This is a genomic window from bacterium (assembly GCA_021372535.1).
Classification (GTDB): Bacteria; Latescibacterota; Latescibacteria; order Latescibacterales; family Latescibacteraceae; genus JAFGMP01.
Genome location: JAJFUH010000002.1, coordinates 1 through 19,302 on the forward strand (window position 1 = coordinate 1; position 19,302 = coordinate 19,302).

The following is a 19,302-nucleotide window of genomic DNA, read 5'->3' on the forward strand; positions in this document are numbered from 1 at the left end:
GCCACAAGAGAGGGGAAGCGCCCGCTAACATCTATTTTATCAAGGTGTTATGCGCGGGGTGAGTTTCCATGGTTAAGAGTGGCAACTATCATATTCTACTGCAAATAAAAGGTACTCAGTAGTTTAACCGGACAGTTCTGATCTATATTCTCAGTAAATTCATGGTTTAATTACCCCGATTTCAATCATTCATGAAAGGGAGCCTGTCTATGCGCTGTGCAAGGATGTTTCCGGTATGGTGTGTCTTCTTTTTATTTTCCACGGCTGTTGTTTTCCCCCAGACGGAGGGCTGGTATACCGAAGGGGATTTCGCGCCGACAAAACGCATCAGGGTCACAGTGACCAACACGCTCGACATGAATCGTAAGGACTGCCCGGTGGTTATCACGCGCGCTCAGTCGCCGGTGGCAAGCACATACGAGGCCGATGTTTTCGTGATCGACCCGACGCTTCCCTCGCAGCCCGAGCCGACTCTCGATCAGAAGAAGGCGACCGGCAGCGGCATTTCACTCAAGGAGACCAACGGCCACCATATAGCGTACCAGCTCGATGACCTCGACAAGGACGGTGTCTGGGACGAACTGTTCTTCATGAGCGATTTCAAGCCCCGCGAAACGAAGACGTTTTTCGTGTACATCGGCACGAACGACCGGGGTATCTTCGCCCACGAGACCCATGCCGAGATCGGCGCCTACGGCCGTCACATCGTCCCCTGGTGGGAATCGAAAGTCATGGGCTGGAAGCTCTGGTATTTCAGCGATGTCGACCTCTACGGCAAACGTGAGCCGATGCTCGTGTCGAACCACGAGAACACATCGAACATCTCCGGATATACCGCCGGTTCTGTCTACGGCAACGACATCATGACCGTGGAGGATTCGTTCGGCGCCGGGGGAATATGCCTCTTCGAGGACACGGCGAAACCGACCGCAGTATCACGCCCCCGGTACAGCCCGTTCCGCGGGAAGGGGCAGGTGCAGGACACCCGGTATGCGTTCGATACGGTGGTGAACGGCCCGCTGCGGAGCATGATCCGCGTCCACATCATGAACTGGCGCTCCGGCTCCGGCGCGTACGAGCTCGAACAGCTCTACACGGCGTACAGGGACAAGAGCTATTCCACCTGCATGGTGCGGTTTCTGAAATTCTTCCCCGAAAAGAACGGCACGACATTCGGCTGCGCCATCAGGAAACTCATGAACGAGGAGCGCTCGTACCATAAGGGCGGAGTCATCATGTCCTTCGCCAAAAATGTCGACATTTTCGATCCCGATGTCCAGCGCGAGTTCGAGACACGGCTCAATGTCGCCTTCATCGGCACCGCGCTTGTCATGAAGGACAGCTACAAGCCCGAGTACCGGTACATCGACGATTCCTACGGCGCTCATGCGTTCTCCCTGCCGGTGAACGACAGCAGTCTGGCATACGAATATCTCATCGCCGCGGGGTGGAGCGACGGCTCGGTCAATAAAACCGCGCAGGAATTCGAGACCTATGTGCTCGATACCGCGAAGGAGTACAACAATCCGGTGGTGGTCAAATCCCTTGCGCCGGAAACAAAATAGGAATTACCGTTAAAGTTCGGGACAATCCGGCAGCGCCCGACAGGAGGCGTATTATGAGCTGGCTTGATTTCGAAATAATGTCCATCATGTTTAAAATCCGTGATATAATGACCCCATCGGAAAAAGTCCTCGTTGAAGCGGGAGCTTCGTACCGTCGAAACCGGTCTTACCGACTGTGCAACCGGTCTTAACGATGGTGATGTCGATGTTGCGCTGCTTTATGACACGTTTCACGACCTGGAAAAACCTGCGGCGGTGCTCCGGGAACTTCACCGTGTCCTGAAGCCTGGTGGCATCCTGTCATTCAGCGACCACCACATGAAGGAACCCGACATACTGGCCGGAATTGCCGCAGGCGGGCTGTTTGCACTGCTCAGGCGCGGGGAAAAGACATATACGTTTGCGAAACAGGGGTGAGCCGGTACTGCAAGAAGGCGATTTACAGGCATATTCTTATTCAGGGGGTAGATTATGAAGAAACTGCTGATTGTGCCTGCTGTTCTGGTTATTATCGCATGTGTGCTGTTTTTCTTTTTCATGCCGAAAGGTCCTGATCTTTCGCAGTTCGACTTTCTTAAAAATCCGAGGATAACGGAGCTGCAGAACCAGAAAATGCTGGTCGTTGAAGCCACGGGCGATCCGAATACTGCCGGAGGGAAAGCGTTCGGTACCCTTTTCAAAACATATTTTAAAATCAAGGGGATTCCGAAGGGCCCGCATATGCCTGCACCCCGTGCCCGGTGGCCGTTGTCCCTTGACACGCCGAAGTCGGAATGGACCGGTGTCTATGCACTGCCGGTTCCCGAAAACACGACGGAGCTTCCCGAAGTGAAACACGCGCCGGAGATAACCGTTTCGCTCGCGACATGGGAGTACGGCGAAGTGGCGGAAATTCTCCACATCGGCCCCTATACCAGTGAAGAACCCACGGTAAAAAGGCTCATGGATTTCATCGGGCAGCAGGGGTATGCTGTCACCGGCAACCACGAGGAAGAATACATAAAAGGGCCGGGGATGTTTTTCAAGGGAAACCCGGAGAAATACTACACTATCATACGGTACCGCGTAAAAAAACAGAAAATGTAAGCCCATCCTGCATTGAGACGGCCGCCGGGTGATGTACGGAATACCGGCAGACCGTGAATAGACCGGAAAGCAAGGATAAAGAGAATGACTCCCGCAGTCACAGCGGCACAGAAGGCGAAGATACCGTTTACGCTCCACGAGTACGAGCACAATCCCGCCGCCTCCTCGTTCGGCGAAGAAGCAGCCCGTGCGCTCGGTGTGAGCGAGGACCGTGTGTTCAAGACCCTCATCGTGGCGCTCGACGGCCAGAAAAGCCGTCTTGCGGTCGCGATTGTACCCGTCTCGAAGCAGCTCGACCTCAAGGTTTTTGCGGCTGTCATTGGCGCAAGAAAAGCAGAAATGGCCGATACCAGGGAAGCAGAGCGCGCCACGGGGTATGTCGTGGGCGGCATCAGCCCCCTCGGACAGCGGAAACGTCTCCCGACGGTTGTCGATGTGTCGGCAGATATGTTCGATACGGTGTATGTGAGCGCCGGGAAACGGGGACTCCAGATCGAGCTTGCCCCGGGGAGCCTTGCAACGATGACCGGCGCGAAAACGGCGGCGATCGCGCGGTGAGGTAATGATGAGCGGTGATAAAACAACAGGGCCGGCTGGGACAGGTCGCGACCTGTCCCTACGTTTCGCAACGTTTCACCGGTTATACAGACATGAAATACAATCGAAAATCAAACAGGTTACGGGACTATGATTACGCAAGCGATGGTTATTATTTCGTCACCATATGCACGAAAAACCATGTCGAATATTTCGGGACGGTAGACCATGGAATCATGATTCTGAACGACTGCGGACGAATAATAGAACATCAGTGGAAGCATATGGAGACAAGGTATGATTATGTAAGCCTGGATGCATGTATCGTTATGCCTGATCATGTTCACGGTATAATTGTTATACGTCATGAGTCAGAATTGAATGCCGGTGAGGAAATGATAAAAGGTGATAAAATATTACACCAAATAGGGACAGGTCGCGACCTGTCCCTGCGGGAACAATGCAATTCCTCACGATTGGTACCACATAAAATAAAAACCTTATCGAACCTGATCGGGGCGTTTAAAACCACTACATCCAAAGAAATACATCTCATCGGTGTCAACCGGTTTGCATGGCAGCGGTCATTGTACGACCACATAATCAGAAATTCCGAATCACTGGATGCCATCCGAACCTATATTACAGAAAATCCTTTGCGACGGACAGGAGGGCTGACATGCTGAATAAACGTAATATACTGTTTTTAAAAGGATTTGTGCTGATAACAGTGTTTGTGGGGGCCCTGTTTATCACCGCTCCGGGAACCGTCTGCGCCGCGGGTAATCCCCCCGATGCGTTCAAGCAGAATGCCCGTCTCGGCAGAGGAGGCAATCTCGGGAATATCCTCTACCGCTTCGATACCTGGGATAAAAAGATGGAACAGGATGAACTCGACCTCATAAAGAAGGCGGGATTCACCAATGTCCGCATCAACATCGGGCCGTTCTCGCATTGCTCGGACAAACCCCCTTATACGATCGAACCGGCATTCTACGAACGTGTGGACTGGACGGTCAATCAGGCGCTTTCACGCGGATTCACCGTAATCATCGACAACCACGAGTACCATGCGATGGGGGACGATCCGATGGGCAACAGGGATAAGTTCCTGGCAACATGGAAACAGATGGCCGATCATTACAAGGACTTTCCGGACAATGTCTATTTAGGTGTCCTCAACGAACCTTATAATAACCTGACGCCTTATTTGTGGAATTACTTCCTGAAAGACGCCCTGAAAATTATCCGCGCTTCGAATCCGGACAGAACGCTCGTCCTCGGACCGGGCGCATGGAACGGCATCAAGGCCATCGAGGAGCTCGAGCTTCCCGAAGACGACCGCAACATCATAGTCGAAATCCATTACTACAGCCCGCACCATTTCACTCATCAGGGCGCATCGTTCGCAAAGGGAAGCGAGGAATGGCTCGGTATGACATGGAGAGCCACACCGGAGGAAAAACAGGCGGTCACCGACGATTTCAACAAGGCAGTCGACTGGGCACAACGTCACAACCGGCCGCTCTTTCTCGGTGAGTTCGGCGCATATAAAAAAGCAGACATGGAGTCGCGCATCGCATGGACCCGTTTCATCAGGCAAACCGCGGAAAAAGATGGGATGAGCTGGTCGATATGGGAGCTTATGGAAACGGGATTCGGAGTGTACGATCCGGAAAAGAAGGCATGGATACAGCCGCTTCTCGATGCGCTTGTCAAATAAAGACAGGCAGAAGGCGTTAATGACAGGCATAAGGCATAAGGCACAAGGCAGAAGAGGAAAAGACAGAGACTAAGGCACTGAGGGGCTAAGGTATAATACAAAAGACAGGCAGAAGGCGTTAATGACAGGCATAAGGCATAAGGGGAAAGATTAAAGACAGGAGAAGGGGAAAAGGGATAATTCATGATTGAACCGTTCCCGTTATAGCCGTGTTCCGGTCTCAGGAGAGAGAACCATGAAAAGAGCGTATAGTGCGTGTTGTCTCGTAATCTGCGGCATAACAATCATCGTTTCCACCGTATCAGCCGCTGTCGGCTCGACTACGGTCGCCCCGTGGAAAGACAATAAAAAAGGCGCGTACAGTATGGGATTCGACGACAGCATGCAGTCCCACCGTGATTACTGCATACCCAACCTCATACAACGGGGACTCGTGGCTTCGTTCTGGGTGAATCCCGCAACAACCCGTTACGGGTACGGTATCGACACATGGGAAAGCCTCGCGAGCCGGACGGGAATGGAGCTGTGCGACCATTCGATGGATCACAACGGGGCCAATTTCATGGAAGAGGCCGATTATGAGATTGGGGAGACCGCGCGGATAATACGGTCGCTCAATCCGCCGGGATCGAGCGATCTGGTCCTGTTCAACCGCGGCGGGGGAACCTCCTGGCCCAAGGGATACGAATATATCATCGGCAAACACGGTCTCGTCGACGGACGGGGCGGCGGAATTCAATACAGAGGCCCCGACAATGCGGACAGCCTCATCGCGCATGCCCGCCGTGCGATCGAAGAGGGGACATGGACAGCCATGTATACGCACGGCACGGGACCGTACCTCGAATGGCTTGGATTCGAGCCATCCCATTTCGAGGCTTTTCTTGACTATCTCGCCTCGGTGAAGGACAAGCTGTGGACAGGAACATACGGGGATGTCCACAAGTACGAGCAGGAGCGGATTTCCGCCCGGGTCGCCGTAATCGAGGCTTCGAACAGCCTCATCCGGCTCGAATTGGCATCCGATGCCGATCCCGACCGGTACGATTTCCCGCTTACCCTGCTTACCGAAGTGCCGAAAAACTGGAAATTCTGCCATGTCAACCAGGGCGATCTCGAAAGCATTGTCCCCGTCACAGCAGGCATGGCGCAATACGGAGCGGTACCCGGGAGAGGGGAGATACGGCTGACGAGCACAGCGATGGATACGACTCCACCCGGCAAGCCTATTGTTCGGGACGGAACGGGAGCCGATCTTGCATATACGCCCCATACGACACGGCTTGCGGCGAACTGGGACCGGTGTCTCGATCCGGAATCGGGCATCGCGCGGTACTGGTACAGGATCGGCATAACTCCGGGTGGCGCGGAGATAATCGACTGGATCGACAACGGGCGTTCGACGAGCGTCACGGTAACGAGGACGAATCTGTCGCTGACCAGAGGGGTCACCTACTATGTCACCGTCAAAGCGGTAAACGGCGTCGGATTGACCTCAGTGGGAACATCGGACGGTCAGACTGTGGAAATGAAGCCCGATTATGTGTCGTTTGCCGAGAATTTCGAGAGCGGGAGCGCCGCGGCATGGAAGGAAGATTCCCGGAACGGCAGGAATACGCTGTCGGTGTTACGGAATGCCGCCCACGGAGGAACGTACGGAATTGCGTGTCATGTGGAAGACACGAACGGGATCTCGCTCAGGAAAAACGATGTGACAACACTCGACGACACTTATGTGCGGTTCTATTTCAGGCTGAGCAGGAATTTTGTCCTGCCCGATAACAGGACCGTGCATATCATGCGCCTCACGAATTCGGTCGACTTCCTTGTCGCGGACGTATTTCTTTCCTCCGGGAACGGCGGGCCGTACGTTTATGTGGTATGCAACGACAACAAGCGCCGGAATTTCACGCTTCCGTGCCCGAGCAGCTATATTCCCGGCCTCGCGCATGTCTCGCCGGATTCCTGGCACTGCATCGATATACGGTGTAAAGCCGACGCCGGCAACGGGGGCTTCGAACTGTGGGTCGACGGAGACAGGAAAATGTCCTTCCTCCACCGGTTCACAAACGGCTGGGAACTCAGGAACATGACGGTCGGCGTAATCAGTAGTTCGGGCGGGGTATCGGGTAGCATATATTTTGACGATATTACGGTTTCCGACAGTTATCCCGGTGCGCCGCAGCTTACGACTGCCAGATGATTCCACCCGGTGATGAATCCCCGGATTATTACAGAAAAGTGCCCGCGGGGCTTTTCAACGGGCTTATGAATTCACAGGCTTTAATGGTCTATATTCTATTTATAATCAATGCATTACAATACAATTTATCGTGGATTTCAAAGGGGTCGCCAGTCAACACGTAGTGCTGGTTTACATGCCCTTGACAGCGAACAAACAATATACTTCGTCACCGGGCGTGTGAAAAAGAGCCTTTTTAACCGCCCTCCAAGGATGAAAGAGGAAAAATAATGAAAGCACTGCTACCGCTTGTAATTGCGATATCACTTATCCTACCGTCCGGGTGCGGGAAGAAGGAAAAACCGGTGAAAGCGCCGGTCGACCGGATATCGTGCACCCTGAGCTGGGACTTCGAGACCGGGGAACTGTCCGGATGGGAAAGTTACCCGTACGCCCAGGACATCGGCTACGATCCTATGACCCAGCGCCAGAGCGAGCCCGCCCGTAACGGGAGCAGCTGCGCCATCGCGCGGATCGTGAAGCCGACCGACGCCCTCGATCTGTCGGAAGGATTCACCAGACGGCTGGATATCTGGACAACCGGGGACACTCATGTCCAGTTTGCCCTTTTCCTCATGAGCGACCGAAGTCCGGAAACACTCGAGGTATCGCTCGGTCTGTTCGATGGCCGCCGGTATGTGTACACGATAGAGTCGCCCGTGGCGAACCGCTGGGAAGATTACAACATCCCCGTGCGGAAATTCACCCTCGGCGACGGTGGGAGTCTCGATAAAGGGGAACACGTGCAGGCTGTCACTATCAAGGCGTTCTATCCCCTTGTCTCCCATCTCATGAGTTACACTATCCTCATGGATGACTTCAAGCTCAATGGGGAGCGTCAGCGGCGCTTCATCACAAAAGAACCCGAATCGACCACCCTCGAGGAGTTCGGCATATCCTTCCTTAACCATCACTATTTCTACGGTGATACCATCGGTCTGAGCGCTTATGCGGAAGACAGGCCGGGACTCGTAAAGGTCGTTTGCGATATCCTGGACCCGGAAGGCAAACCGGCAGCCTCGTCTGTCCCGCTTTACGACAACGGGAGCCACGGGGATACGGCAACTGCGGACGGTCTCTGGACGAACGAAGCGCTCTATGTCATAACCGACCGTGATGCACGGGGGCAGTGGACGCTCAACCTGACCGGTACGGACCAGCAGGGCGGCGAAGTACGCTGGGGATTCCGGTTTCTCATGCCGGGAGCACGACTGACGGCGGATAATCACCCGCGTCTCTATTTCAGCGCGGATGAGCTCGCCGACCGTATGGCCCACGAAGAATCGCCGACGGCTAAAAACATTCTCCGGAATGCACTCGGCGGGAAAGCGAACTTCGCGGATATAAAACTCGACAACATCAGGGAGGGCGAGAATCTTCCCGAGGAGTCGCTCTCCGGCGGGCCGTATTCGCGGTGGGAATACGATTACGACCGGTGGCGCGGCCCCATGTCGCGGCTTCAGGGGATTATCACTTCGGGGGCCTGGCGCTTTGCGTTCACCGGCGACAAAGAGGCGGGACTCAAGGCAAAAGAGGCGCTTCTCAAGCTCTGTTCCTTCAAGGTCTGGAACAACCCGTGGATGGAGGCGCACGGTCACCATACTTATTACCCGGTCGGGTATGTGGCCAAATCGGTCGCCATCGGGTATGATTTCCTTTTCCCGCTGATGTCCGATGAAGAGCGGAAGGCAGTGCGGGATGCGCTCACGGACAAGGCGTTCCGTCACGCCTGGCGCGACGCGGTGGTCAATACCATGCCATCGAACCTTTCGAACCACCTCGCGGTTACCTATTCCGGCATCGGGCTTGCCGCCGCGGCGGTCTATGGGGACGATCCGGCGAACCCGTACCTCGAACCGTACCTGACCGGCATTCTGACCAAGCTCAGGGTATTCATGGACCGTACCTATTTCCCCGGGGGCAGCTACGGAGAACCGTACACATACCAGGAAATGGCGACCCGTGACCTTGTGGAGACGCTCTTCGCGTTCGAGCGCAATTTCGGGATCGATTACACGACCACGACGAATATGAAGGAGTTCTACGTGTACCCGCTCTACGCGACTCATTCGAGCGGAAGGTACCAGGATTTCGGCGATGTTTCGCATACCTACTCCATGACCGGGCCGCCGTTTCTCTGGCTGAGCTACCGTCTCAACGACCCCTGGACCTACGCGTATGTGAAACCGTATCTCGACTCAGGCAGGGGAGGCTATCTCGGCTATCTGTGGTACACGGACGGAATCAAGCCACGCATGAGGAACGAGCTGCCGACCTCGAAATTCTTCGAGGGCAAGGGGAACATGGTCATGCGCTCCGACTGGAAGGACACGGGCAGCATAATGATCTTCAAGTGCGGGCCGAATTCCAACCACTATCATCTCGACCAGGGAACCTTCGTGCTCATGACCAACGGCGAGGAACTCCTGAGCGATGCGGGCCACGGCAGCGATTATTATGCGAATCTCTACTATCCCTGCTACTACACACAGGCGGTCGGCCACAACGTGATGCTCGTCGACAGAAACCCCGAAAGCCAGGCCGCCGGGGACTATGAAAACGGCATTGCAGCGCTCCGTGATTACCCGCGGATGACCCGTCATTTTGCCGGTGACATCGCCGACGAGGCCGAGGGAGACCTTACCTGCGTTTATAAAGGCGCGGTTTCGGCTTATACCCGGTCGCTCCTGTACATGAAACCCGGCGTCGTGTTCCTGTTCGACCGTTTAAAGAGCGACAGGGGCCACGAATACGGCTGGCTGTTCCACGCCGAGCATACGAACGGCAAGAGCTCCATTGCGTATTCGGGCAGCACCATGACCATCACGCGGCCTCAGGCGAGCCTCACCATGGATGTGCTCTACCCGGAGATAGTCTCGCATTCGATCACGAATTCCGACCGCGACGAGAGCTTCATAACCCTCATGAGCGCGCCGGGAGTGACCGAAACCTCATTTCTTGCAGTGCTCGCGACATCGTCGTCCGGTACACCGGAGAAAACGAAATCGGAGCTCCTGGAGGGCGACGACTGGATCGGAGGTCGTGTCGAGACACACGGTGAGACGACGATGGCGTTCTTCAGGAACGATGGTTCCGCCGGTACTCTGGTTCCCGAAGGATTCGAAGCCGAAGCGAACCGGTTCGCCATAACCACGGACAGGGCAGGGCAGATAAAGAAGCTTCTCCTCGTACAGGGCACCCGGTTTTCGCGCGGCGGAAAGCAGCCGTTCACCCTTACGGCGACCCTGCCGGCAACAGTGGCAATGGAACGCGAATCCGCAGGGACGACATTCGAGGCGGATACTTCCGGGGAAACGGATATTGTCATAAGCATGCCCCGCGCGCCGGAAAAAGTGCTCAGCATACTCGACCGCGGCAACCAGATCGGGAGCTGGAGCTATGACAAAGAGGCAAAGACGGTTACGGTCAGGCTGACAGAAGGGCGGACAAAGTTCATGGTTTATGGTTTATAGTTTGTAGTAAGTGGTTTATGGTTGTATGGTTGTATGTATGTATGTATGATGAAAATTAATATTCAACGCGACTATAATACAAAGAGGAAAAAATGGATAAACGAGCGGAACTGAAAAGGGAGTATAAAAATACACACCAGCCTATGGGAGTATATCTAATTCGCAACCTCGCAACCGGAAAGGTTCTTGTCGGCAGCAGTGTAAACCTTCCCGCCGCCAGAAACAGGTTTATCGATATGGGTTCGCACGGTAACGCAGAGCTCCAGGAAGACTATAAAAAATACGGGGCTAATAATTTCTCCTTCGAGGTGGTCGAGACGCTTGACCCTGTCGATGATCCGAACCACGATTATGTGGGTGAGCTGAAGGTGCTCGAGGACATGATTCTGGATAAATTACAGCCATACGGCGAGAAAGGATACAACACAGCGAAAAAATGACGGTGATGATGCCGGCAACCGTTTTCAGAGAAAGGACAAATGATGGCAACCCGGTTCAATATGGTGGGATTGTTCGTAAACGATCTTCGGAAAATGGTCGCTTTTTACCGCGATGTGCTCGGCCTCGAAATCGAATGGGACGGCAAGGGGCCCTATGCGGAATTCAACCATGAAGGAATCCGTTTCGCGATGTACGAGCGCAGGATGCTGCCGGAGCTGCTCGGGCAGACACCCTCATATACGACCGGACTCAACGGAACGTTCGAGCTTGCGATCATGCTGCCATTGTCCGGGGATGTCGATAACGAGTTCCGGCGCATTACCGGAGCCGGAGCGACGCCGGTCTACGGGCCGCGCGACGAGCCATGGGGCATGCGTTCATCGATGGTCGCCGATCCCGAGGGAAACCTCATTGAAATCGGGTCGTTGAACACGAGGGCGGGAAATGCCTGAGTAAAAGATTCGATATTCCCGAACGCGCTTTTTTAATCGGGATTATTTCCGAAAATACTGAACCGTAAAAACACAACGGCACACAGAGACATGATGGATTCCCGTTTTCACGGGAATGACACTATACCGTGAAAATCATCTGTTTTTCGGTTTTATGCCTGATGATATGGATAATTTCGCAGGTCACAGGCAATCAGATACAAAAAAATCAGGGTGACGACATACATGTCACCCTGATTTCATTTCCGGGTTTACCGCACAGTTTATCACAGTCGAGCGTTTCAGGATAATAATGGAGTCTACCCGTGTTCCACCGATTTCTCAGAATGAAAGCCCGACGGTGAGTGTGATGTATGTGGTGCTTGTATCCTCGTTGTCGATCCACGTGTACGAAGGCATGGCAAAGATATTCAAAGAAGGAAGCAATGTTAACGCCGCACCGGCGCCGACATTGAATCCGAGTTTGTTTTCAGAATCGACGCCGGAAATACTCGAACTTAACCGGAACAAGCCGACGCCAGCCTGTACGAAAGCATAGCCCACGAGCGGAAGACCCATCTGATACCGCGCCGAGGGAACGACTTCGATTATAGAAAAGTTCTCGTCATCAATGTTTTTATAAGGAAACCGGTTGTAACCCACATGACCGCCGAACTTGAGCGGCATCATGGGAAGTCCGACAAACGCATTGGCGCTTCCGCCGATACCGGTTTTAAAAACATCACCAAAATCACCGGACGGCATGGGGACGTTGACACCCACTTCCATGGACAGTCCGGGAAGGGCCAAAGCAGAACCTGCGCAGAAACATGTCACCATCATAACGAGCACCGGAACCAGTACCTTTTTCATGCCGTTCCTCCGTTTTGAGACGGTTGAGTGTGTGAGTAACAATTTATCATGCATATCTTATTTCACTACAAAAGCTGAAAGAACCCGTCTACTGAATTTCGAGATAATCCTTGTCCGGCAGTTTCGGGAACGGATTATGCGGCTCCGTCTGGTACCAGAACGCCACCGAGGATATATCGTCCTGGAGCGGCAGATACCGTCCCCCCGAGCGCCAGCCGAGCGCCTGGATGGTAACCTTCAGGTCTTTCTCGAACCGGACCGGGTCCATGATGTGCCACCGGTACAGACCGAAGCGCGTATTGGCCACGTAGAGACCGTCCGGACGAATCACCTGCGGCATGCCGGTATAGGGCGTCGTGAATTCCCGGTAATTGTCCTTGCCGTTCTGATCTTTGGCAATGAAGCAGTATGAACCGCAGAAATAATCCTCGGTGCCGGTGCCGCAGATGGTCGGGAACGCAGTGTCGCCGTCCATGAAGAACTTGATCTCGCCTTCGCCCCACCAGCCGTCGTTGTTCACACTCCAGCACATGTAGGTTCCCACATACTGGCCCCAGCCTTTTATACTGTCCACGATCGTATAGACATCCTTATAGGGCAGGGGATTGGTGCGCCTGAACTGGGCATGGAAGTATGCGGCGTCCTGAGGAACATCGGTGAGCGTGTAATTTATCTGGTAGTAGAGGGTGCACTGGTTTTCGCCGATGTTCTCCATGGTGATTTTCGCCGACTTCCGGAAGGGCATCTCCCAGTAGCAGTTGAACGCGCTGCCGGGATTGACGCAGATCGGCAGGGACGATACCTGAGCGTACTTGCCCCAGCCGCAGGCAAAAAAGTCGCCGACCGGGCACTCGACCGAGGGCTCCTTCTCGCCATCCCAGTAGAAGCGCAGGATCATGTACCGCCAGGTGCCCGCGGGTGTCATCCATATCTGCTGAATGGCGCCGGGGCCCTGTATTTCGCCAAGGGTGAAGGTTTCACTCGGCTTGATATGGATATAGGGATTGACTTTCCAGCCCTGGCCGAGGTCGCGGGCCGCGTTGGAAGCGGTGCCATCGCCGACTTTCGCCATGCCGGCTTTTCCTTTTTCGCCGGTCAGGTTTTCCGGGCTGATGGAGCGCGTCCTGGCTTTCGAAAGCCGCGCCAGATTGCCGAGATTCATGTTGAGGCCGTTGAACTCCTCCGCAAACAGGCTGCCGGCAAAAACAATCACAGCCAGAGTAAAAACCACGGCAGCATAATACTTTTTCATACAGATACCTCCCTTGTTGAGCATGTATGACTGACGGTGTATTCGTTACGGTATAATACAACACGTATTTTCATAAAACAACATCAAATGATTTGCAGAGAATACGGGAAAAAACAAGCGGAGGGGGATCACTCCCGGTATTGAAAAGCAGTTCCGGTGTCAGGAAAGTCTATCAGTCTCTTTGTCTCTTTATCCCTCAAGCTTCAATCATTCAGTTGACATTGTCGATGAGATAGAGAACTCCGTACGGGCATGCAAAAACCGGTGTATATCCCGGATATTTCTGTATCTTTTCAACCATGAATTTAATTGTCGGGCATGTTCTTACAACAAGATCATCGACCCAGAAAAACCGCGCCTTTTCATTGTATGCGAACTCAAAAAGATCCTCAAAATATTCCAGATTAGTGGGAAACATGATGAACCGGAGACCCGAATAATAACAGAGATGCGGTCGCCGCGCGATAATTCCACAGCTGCTGTCGAAGTTATAGGCTTTTACGATACGGGCGGCACCAAAAATTTCCACCGGATCATGAACGACGCTGTAATGGGTTTTGATATCCAGATAGCCCTGATAGAATTTCAGGATAACCAGAACAAGGGCGACGGCAAAGAGCACGCTGCTTTTTCGAAACCTCCCCTGCCGTTTATCGGCCCGTTTTATGAGGTACATAAGGGGAACGAACAGGAGAATCGCATAAAAAGGGATTCTGAAAAAAGCGAACCGAATATTGTAATGAATGAGGGCCAGCGCGGCAAAATGGAAAAGGGGAAACGAGAAAAACGCCCACTGCGCACCGGTAAAGCAGAGACGTTTTTTTATCAGAAGGACGACGAGAACGGCTGCCCCAGCAATAATGAGAATACCGAACGGCAATCCGATGAGCTCACGGATATCCTGAATAAAATATGTGTATGCGTTTATGCCTGTATTCTTAAAGAAAAACAGGGGATCGAGCCGTATGAGACCGGTAAAGCTGTTGACCGTTTCAAGCTGTTCCTTTGGAATATGGGTATACTGGAGTTTTAAAACATACAGGCCGGACCGGTCAATGGGGGTGCCTTTTAAAATCCAGTTGGGTATGTACCACGGAAGGCCGAACAGAATTGAAGACCCCATAAAGAGACCGGCGTTTTTACCGGTTGTTTTTATTCCCTTCCCGCGAAAATCCATGAGGATAATGCTGAGAAGCCCGGCAGGATAGAGGAAAACGGTATTGTTACGGGTCAGATATGCCAGACACGCAAACAGACCCGCAAGCACAAGGGAGGCGGTGCTGCGCTCCCGGGCAAGCAGGAAATACACGGCGAGAAACGAAAAGAGAACCGATACCATGTCGGTTCCAACACTGAAAGTGTAAAGTAAAAACGCGAAGGTCGAGATAGTGAAAATGGTGGTGAGAACGGCTTCCCGTGTTCCGAAGAGACGGCGCATGACGAGAAGCATCACCCAGATGCTCCCCCCGGCCGCAAGGACATTCAGGATGAGACCGGCGCGGAAATATTCGCCGAACATGAGCCTGAAGAGCGCGAGAAGAATATAGTAGAGCGGGCCTTTGAATCCGAAATTATCGAGCGATATATCCCCGGCGAGCAGTTTTTTGGTATTGAATGCAAAATCGGCATAAAAATCGGTCTCGACCTCGTACCCGCCGATACGGTGATAGGTGAGCGACAGGACGAGCATGACCACCGTATAGGCGCCGGCAACAAACACGACAGGAAAGATCGATCTGTCAGCGCCGCCGGGTAATTCAGAAGGCGCGACGGTTGCGTTCCGTGAGGGATGAACCGTATGAACGGCTTTCGATTTTCTTCTCTTCATCAGACAGGCCGGGTGATATTACCGTGTTTTACTGACATAAACCGGTTATATCATTGATAATGGATCGAGGTTAAATTGGCAAGGGTATTTTGAGAATATATTTTCGACCGATTATCCTTTCATCGCTTCGAGACGCCGGATGTACTCCGTGAACACGAGAAACGAGTTCTCCACACAGTCCTCGTGGACGGTTTCGGCGGTGTCCTCGGGACGGTGGTAGACCGGAAGCGTCAGGTCGTCGTAGCCGCGGCTGTTCATGTTGACCGCACGTGCTCCCGAATCGCGGAACGGCGCATTGTCAAGGATATAGCCATCCTCGTCCGAAAACCGGGGCGTCCCGTTGATTTTCAGGTCTTCATTGATTGTACGGAGCATCTCCCTGAGCTCACTGTCGAGCGAGGTAACCCACAGGTTGGGGCCATAGGTGAGCGAATCGAAGTTCGTGATGAATTTTATGTTACCGAGCGTGCCCTCCTGCCTGCGGCGCTCCGCGTAGTGTCTGGCGCCAAGGAGACCGTACTCCTCGCCATCCGTGGCAACAAAGGTGAGGGTGTGTTTCGGTTTCGTTCCTGAAAAGGCATGGGCCATCATGATCATGACAAGCGCCGAGGCGGTGTTGTCGTTGGCGCCGGGGCTGGTGTAAACGGTATCGGCATGGGCAAGGAACAGGATTTCATCGCTGCTCGTTCCGGGAATAGTCGCTGCAACGTTGCAGCCGGGCATGCCGGGAACAAATCTGACCTGGGCGACAGCGCGGACCGGAGTTTTATCCGCTGCCGCAGAGTCGAGAACGGGGATATCCTGCTTCCCGATGCCGAAACCTGTCAGCGACCCCACGGACGCAAATCCTGGAATGGCACGACCATATGGGCTCACTGCGATAGTAGCAATAATTTTACCGGATACCTCGTCAGCAATCACATATCCGCCAGCCTCGGTCCTCCTGATGATACCATAGATACCCTCGGGAGACGTGCCCGCGCAGCCGTGACGGGGGACGGCTTCGAGGCTCGTCTCGCCCACGAAAAACTCCGGTTTCCCGACAAGCTCCCATTTCTCGAAAGTATAACGGTCGAAATCGGTCAGGGGAATACCGGCTTTCAGCTCATCCCGTATAATCGTCGCGGCTCTTTCCATTTCCGGGGTGCCTGTCGTGTGTGGTCCGATGTCGGTGCAGAGCCGCCCGAGCATGTTTTTCAGGTATTGAGCCCGTTTTTCGGGTGTATCGACAAGGCGCCGGGTGTTTTTAGAACCGGAACACGACCAAGCCTGAGTCAAAAATGTAGCAAGAGCTGTCCGTGATGTATACCGCAGAAACTCGCGCCGTATCATGATAGTATCCTCTCTGTCCTGAATGTGATATCTGCTGCTGAAACATGGAACACTCTCCGCACAGAAAAGCGACCGGAACAGATAATCCGTGAGCCGCCATACTCATATTGTATACTATCCGGTACCCTGCAATCAAGACAAAAACACCTAGGCCGCCGTTTAAGGTAAAAATTCACTCGCTGCCGGGAACATAGCCCACTCATAATTGTATAATATTGAAACTTTTTTTTATTCATAGTGTTTAAATTTAATAGTAAGCAGTTTGTCATTTTATGACGGTTTTATGACAAAACGCCGGGCAATGAACAATAATACATCAGTTATATATTGATTATTAACAATATGATAGTGTTTATTCTCCGAAATATCTATTTTGGCCTATTTTTTGCGAGTATTTACAGCAGTTTTTTATAAACTCTCTTTCCGCAGACCACTCCGAATTTTGTCAGGATAATGTTTCACTGTAAAGGCAGATCTTATGAAGCATAAAAACGACAGCATAGTCTATAATAATCTTGTTAATATGGTATTGGTTACCATTATTCCTATTGTCATTCTGGGGTATTTCTGGATTTCACAGGAATACACCTTATTCAAAAAAGAATCCGAAAACCTGCGGAAAACTTATACCGAAACACAGAAACTGATGATCAAGAACGAAGTGGACAAGGTTTTAGATTATATCACCTACATGAGGTCCCAGACTGAAAACAGGCTGAAACAAACCATCAGGGAACGGGTTCTCGAAGCACACATCATTGCCGAGCATATTTATAATGAGAATGCCGGGAAAAAAACGAACGCAGAAATCGAGAAAATGATCAAAGATGCACTCCGCGATATACGATTCAATAACGGGAGGGGATATTACTTTGCCACATCGATGAACGGAATCGAAGTGCTGTTTGCCGACAGACCGGAAATGGAAGGCAGAAACCTGCTCGATATGAAGGACACTCAAGGCAACTATATTATCCGCGACATGATAGGAATAATTAAAGCAAGAGGTGAAGGATTCTATCAGTATACTTGGACAAAACCGAACAAAAAAGGCAACGATTTCCCTAAAATCGCCTTTATAAAATATTTCGAACCCCTCAACTTTTTTATCGGAACCGGGGAATATCTCGACGATGTGGAGAACGACATACAAAAAGAAATTCTACAGCGGGTTTCAAAAATACGATTCGGGAATAACGGATACTTTTTTATCGCCTCTTTCGATGGCATCACTCTGGCGAATGACATGCAGAAAGAACTCATCGGAGTAGCATTGCCGGATACCATAGATATAACCAGAATCAAAATCATCCAGGAGCAGCGGAATGCAGCGATGAAACCCAGTGGCGATTATATTCATTATGTATGGAACAAACCGGCCACCGGCACACTCTCTCCGAAAATTTCATTTATCAAGGGAATACCTGACTGGGAATGGATGATCGGCACCGGTGTTTATGTTGACGATATAGATAAGGTAATAGCAGAACAGCGATCCGAGCTGCTGGCCAGGATTAAAAACGATGTCGATAAAATACTCTTTATCATAGTCTTACTGATTGTGGTGATTTATGGTATTTCAAAGATTTCTTCAGTCACTATCCGTAATAACTTCGATATTTTTTTTACATTCTTTTCGACCGCCGCGACAAAATCCATCGAAATTGAGGAAGACAAGTTCAATTTTCGGGAATTCAAACAGCTCGCACGCTCGGCGAACCATATGATCGGCCAGAGAATAAAAGCCGAAAATGACCTGCGTGAAAGCGAAGAGAAATTCCGGACACTAATTTCCAATATATCCGACGTTATCGTCATCATGGACAAAAACTTCATCATACAGTATAAAAGCCCCAATATATTCGTTCATTTCGGATGGACTCCCGAGGAACTGGTCGGAACAGATGGTTTAAGAGTCATACACCCGAATGATACGGAGTACGTGAAACAACAGTTTTCGGAATTACTCCACCAGCCGGAACTTACTAAAACGATGCAGTTCCGGTATCTCTGCAAGGATAGATCATATAAATACATTGAATTGACCGCGGTCAACCTGATGGACAATCCCCATGTCAAGGGGATTCTAGGCAATTACCGCGATATCACCGATCGCAGAAAAGCCGAAATTGATCTGCGTGAAAGTGAGGAGCGTCTCAAAAAAACCCAGATAGCAGCCAAACTGGGAAACTGGGAATATGATATTGAAACGAATACATTCTTGGGGTCCGAAGAAGCAATGAGGATTTTTGGATTACAGCCGGCCGATGAATATATACCTTTGCAGGCAATGAAAGCCAATATTCCGAATGAGCCTGATGTTTATAAAGCCCTTGAAAATCTCATTAAAGAGAATAAAGTGTATGATCTGCAATATGAAGCATACCGAAAAGATGACGGCAGGACAGTGATCGTCCATTCTCTGGCGGAACTGGTGAGGGATGAAAACGGCGTTCCGATAAAGGTCACCGGCTTCATACAGGATATTACCGAGCGGAAACTCCTCGAAGAACAGCTCC

14 protein-coding genes are annotated in these 19,302 nt (G+C 52.0%); 10 read left to right on the forward strand and 4 right to left on the reverse strand.

Annotation, left to right across the window (positions count from 1 at the left end):
- Positions 1–209: 209 nt before the first annotated feature.
- From LLG96_00085 to LLG96_00125, 9 genes are all read left to right on the forward strand, one after another.
- A complete protein-coding gene (locus LLG96_00085) occupies positions 210–1,565 on the forward strand; it encodes a DUF4861 domain-containing protein (GenBank protein ID MCE5248593.1) in 1,356 nt (451 codons plus the stop codon).
- 132 nt (positions 1,566–1,697) lie between these two features.
- Positions 1,698–1,982, forward strand: a complete 285-nt coding sequence (locus LLG96_00090; protein ID MCE5248594.1) for a class I SAM-dependent methyltransferase — start codon at positions 1,698–1,700, stop codon at positions 1,980–1,982.
- 54 nt (positions 1,983–2,036) lie between these two features.
- Entirely contained in the window at positions 2,037–2,651 is a 615-nt protein-coding gene (locus LLG96_00095; GenBank protein ID MCE5248595.1) for a GyrI-like domain-containing protein, read from the forward strand.
- A gap of 84 nt (positions 2,652–2,735) precedes the next feature.
- Entirely contained in the window at positions 2,736–3,209 is a 474-nt protein-coding gene (gene ybaK, locus LLG96_00100) for a Cys-tRNA(Pro) deacylase (GenBank protein MCE5248596.1), read from the forward strand.
- Between the two features lie 658 nt (positions 3,210–3,867).
- Positions 3,868–4,911, forward strand: a complete 1,044-nt coding sequence (locus tag LLG96_00105) for a glycoside hydrolase family 5 protein (protein MCE5248597.1) — start codon at positions 3,868–3,870, stop codon at positions 4,909–4,911.
- 235 nt (positions 4,912–5,146) lie between these two features.
- Positions 5,147–7,114 (forward strand): hypothetical protein, encoded by a 1,968-nt coding sequence (locus LLG96_00110; GenBank protein MCE5248598.1) that lies wholly within the window; start codon positions 5,147–5,149, stop codon positions 7,112–7,114.
- Positions 7,115–7,383: 269 nt separating this feature from the next.
- Positions 7,384–10,626: a heparinase II/III family protein gene (locus LLG96_00115; GenBank protein ID MCE5248599.1), complete on the forward strand. Its 3,243-nt coding sequence runs from the start codon at positions 7,384–7,386 to the stop codon at positions 10,624–10,626.
- A gap of 92 nt (positions 10,627–10,718) precedes the next feature.
- A complete protein-coding gene (locus LLG96_00120; protein ID MCE5248600.1) occupies positions 10,719–11,066 on the forward strand; it encodes a GIY-YIG nuclease family protein in 348 nt (115 codons plus the stop codon).
- A gap of 39 nt (positions 11,067–11,105) precedes the next feature.
- Complete coding sequence (locus LLG96_00125) at positions 11,106–11,519, forward strand: VOC family protein (GenBank protein MCE5248601.1); 414 nt, start codon at positions 11,106–11,108, stop codon at positions 11,517–11,519.
- A 321-nt stretch (positions 11,520–11,840) separates the two neighbouring features.
- Here LLG96_00125 and LLG96_00130 read toward each other — a convergent pair whose 3' ends face one another.
- The 4 genes from LLG96_00130 to LLG96_00145 form a co-directional block, all read right to left on the reverse strand.
- Positions 11,841–12,371, reverse strand: coding sequence for a porin family protein (locus LLG96_00130; GenBank protein ID MCE5248602.1), 531 nt, complete (start codon positions 12,369–12,371; stop codon positions 11,841–11,843).
- Between the two features lie 88 nt (positions 12,372–12,459).
- Complete coding sequence (locus tag LLG96_00135) at positions 12,460–13,533, reverse strand: DUF2961 domain-containing protein (protein ID MCE5248603.1); 1,074 nt, start codon at positions 13,531–13,533, stop codon at positions 12,460–12,462.
- Between the two features lie 301 nt (positions 13,534–13,834).
- Positions 13,835–15,451 (reverse strand): glycosyltransferase family 39 protein, encoded by a 1,617-nt coding sequence (locus LLG96_00140; protein MCE5248604.1) that lies wholly within the window; start codon positions 15,449–15,451, stop codon positions 13,835–13,837.
- A 111-nt stretch (positions 15,452–15,562) separates the two neighbouring features.
- On the reverse strand, positions 15,563–16,783 hold the full coding sequence (locus LLG96_00145) for a M28 family metallopeptidase (protein ID MCE5248605.1): 1,221 nt from the start codon (positions 16,781–16,783) through the stop codon (positions 15,563–15,565).
- Between the two features lie 478 nt (positions 16,784–17,261).
- On the opposite strand from LLG96_00145, the gene LLG96_00150 reads away from it, so the two are divergent.
- Positions 17,262–19,302, forward strand: a 2,041-nt coding sequence (locus LLG96_00150) for a cache domain-containing protein (GenBank protein MCE5248606.1), incomplete at its 3' end; no start/stop codon positions are given.

Bases quoted from the DNA above. Each gene is read 5' to 3' on its own strand.
- LLG96_00130 (MCE5248602.1), bottom strand. From the start codon at position 12,371: ATGAAAAAGGTACTGGTTCCGGTGCTCGTTATGATGGTGACATGTTTC.
- LLG96_00145 (MCE5248605.1), bottom strand. From the start codon at position 16,783: ATGATACGGCGCGAGTTTCTGCGGTATACATCACGGACAGCTCTTGCT.
- LLG96_00115 (MCE5248599.1), top strand. From the start codon at position 7,384: ATGAAAGCACTGCTACCGCTTGTAATTGCGATATCACTTATCCTACCG.
- LLG96_00135 (MCE5248603.1), bottom strand. From the start codon at position 13,533: ATGAATCTCGGCAATCTGGCGCGGCTTTCGAAAGCCAGGACGCGCTCC.
- LLG96_00110 (MCE5248598.1), top strand. From the start codon at position 5,147: ATGAAAAGAGCGTATAGTGCGTGTTGTCTCGTAATCTGCGGCATAACA.
- LLG96_00125 (MCE5248601.1), top strand. From the start codon at position 11,106: ATGATGGCAACCCGGTTCAATATGGTGGGATTGTTCGTAAACGATCTT.
- ybaK (MCE5248596.1), top strand. From the start codon at position 2,736: ATGACTCCCGCAGTCACAGCGGCACAGAAGGCGAAGATACCGTTTACG.
- LLG96_00120 (MCE5248600.1), top strand. From the start codon at position 10,719: ATGGATAAACGAGCGGAACTGAAAAGGGAGTATAAAAATACACACCAG.
- LLG96_00085 (MCE5248593.1), top strand. From the start codon at position 210: ATGCGCTGTGCAAGGATGTTTCCGGTATGGTGTGTCTTCTTTTTATTT.
- LLG96_00105 (MCE5248597.1), top strand. From the start codon at position 3,868: ATGCTGAATAAACGTAATATACTGTTTTTAAAAGGATTTGTGCTGATA.
- LLG96_00140 (MCE5248604.1), bottom strand. From the start codon at position 15,451: ATGAAGAGAAGAAAATCGAAAGCCGTTCATACGGTTCATCCCTCACGG.
- LLG96_00095 (MCE5248595.1), top strand. From the start codon at position 2,037: ATGAAGAAACTGCTGATTGTGCCTGCTGTTCTGGTTATTATCGCATGT.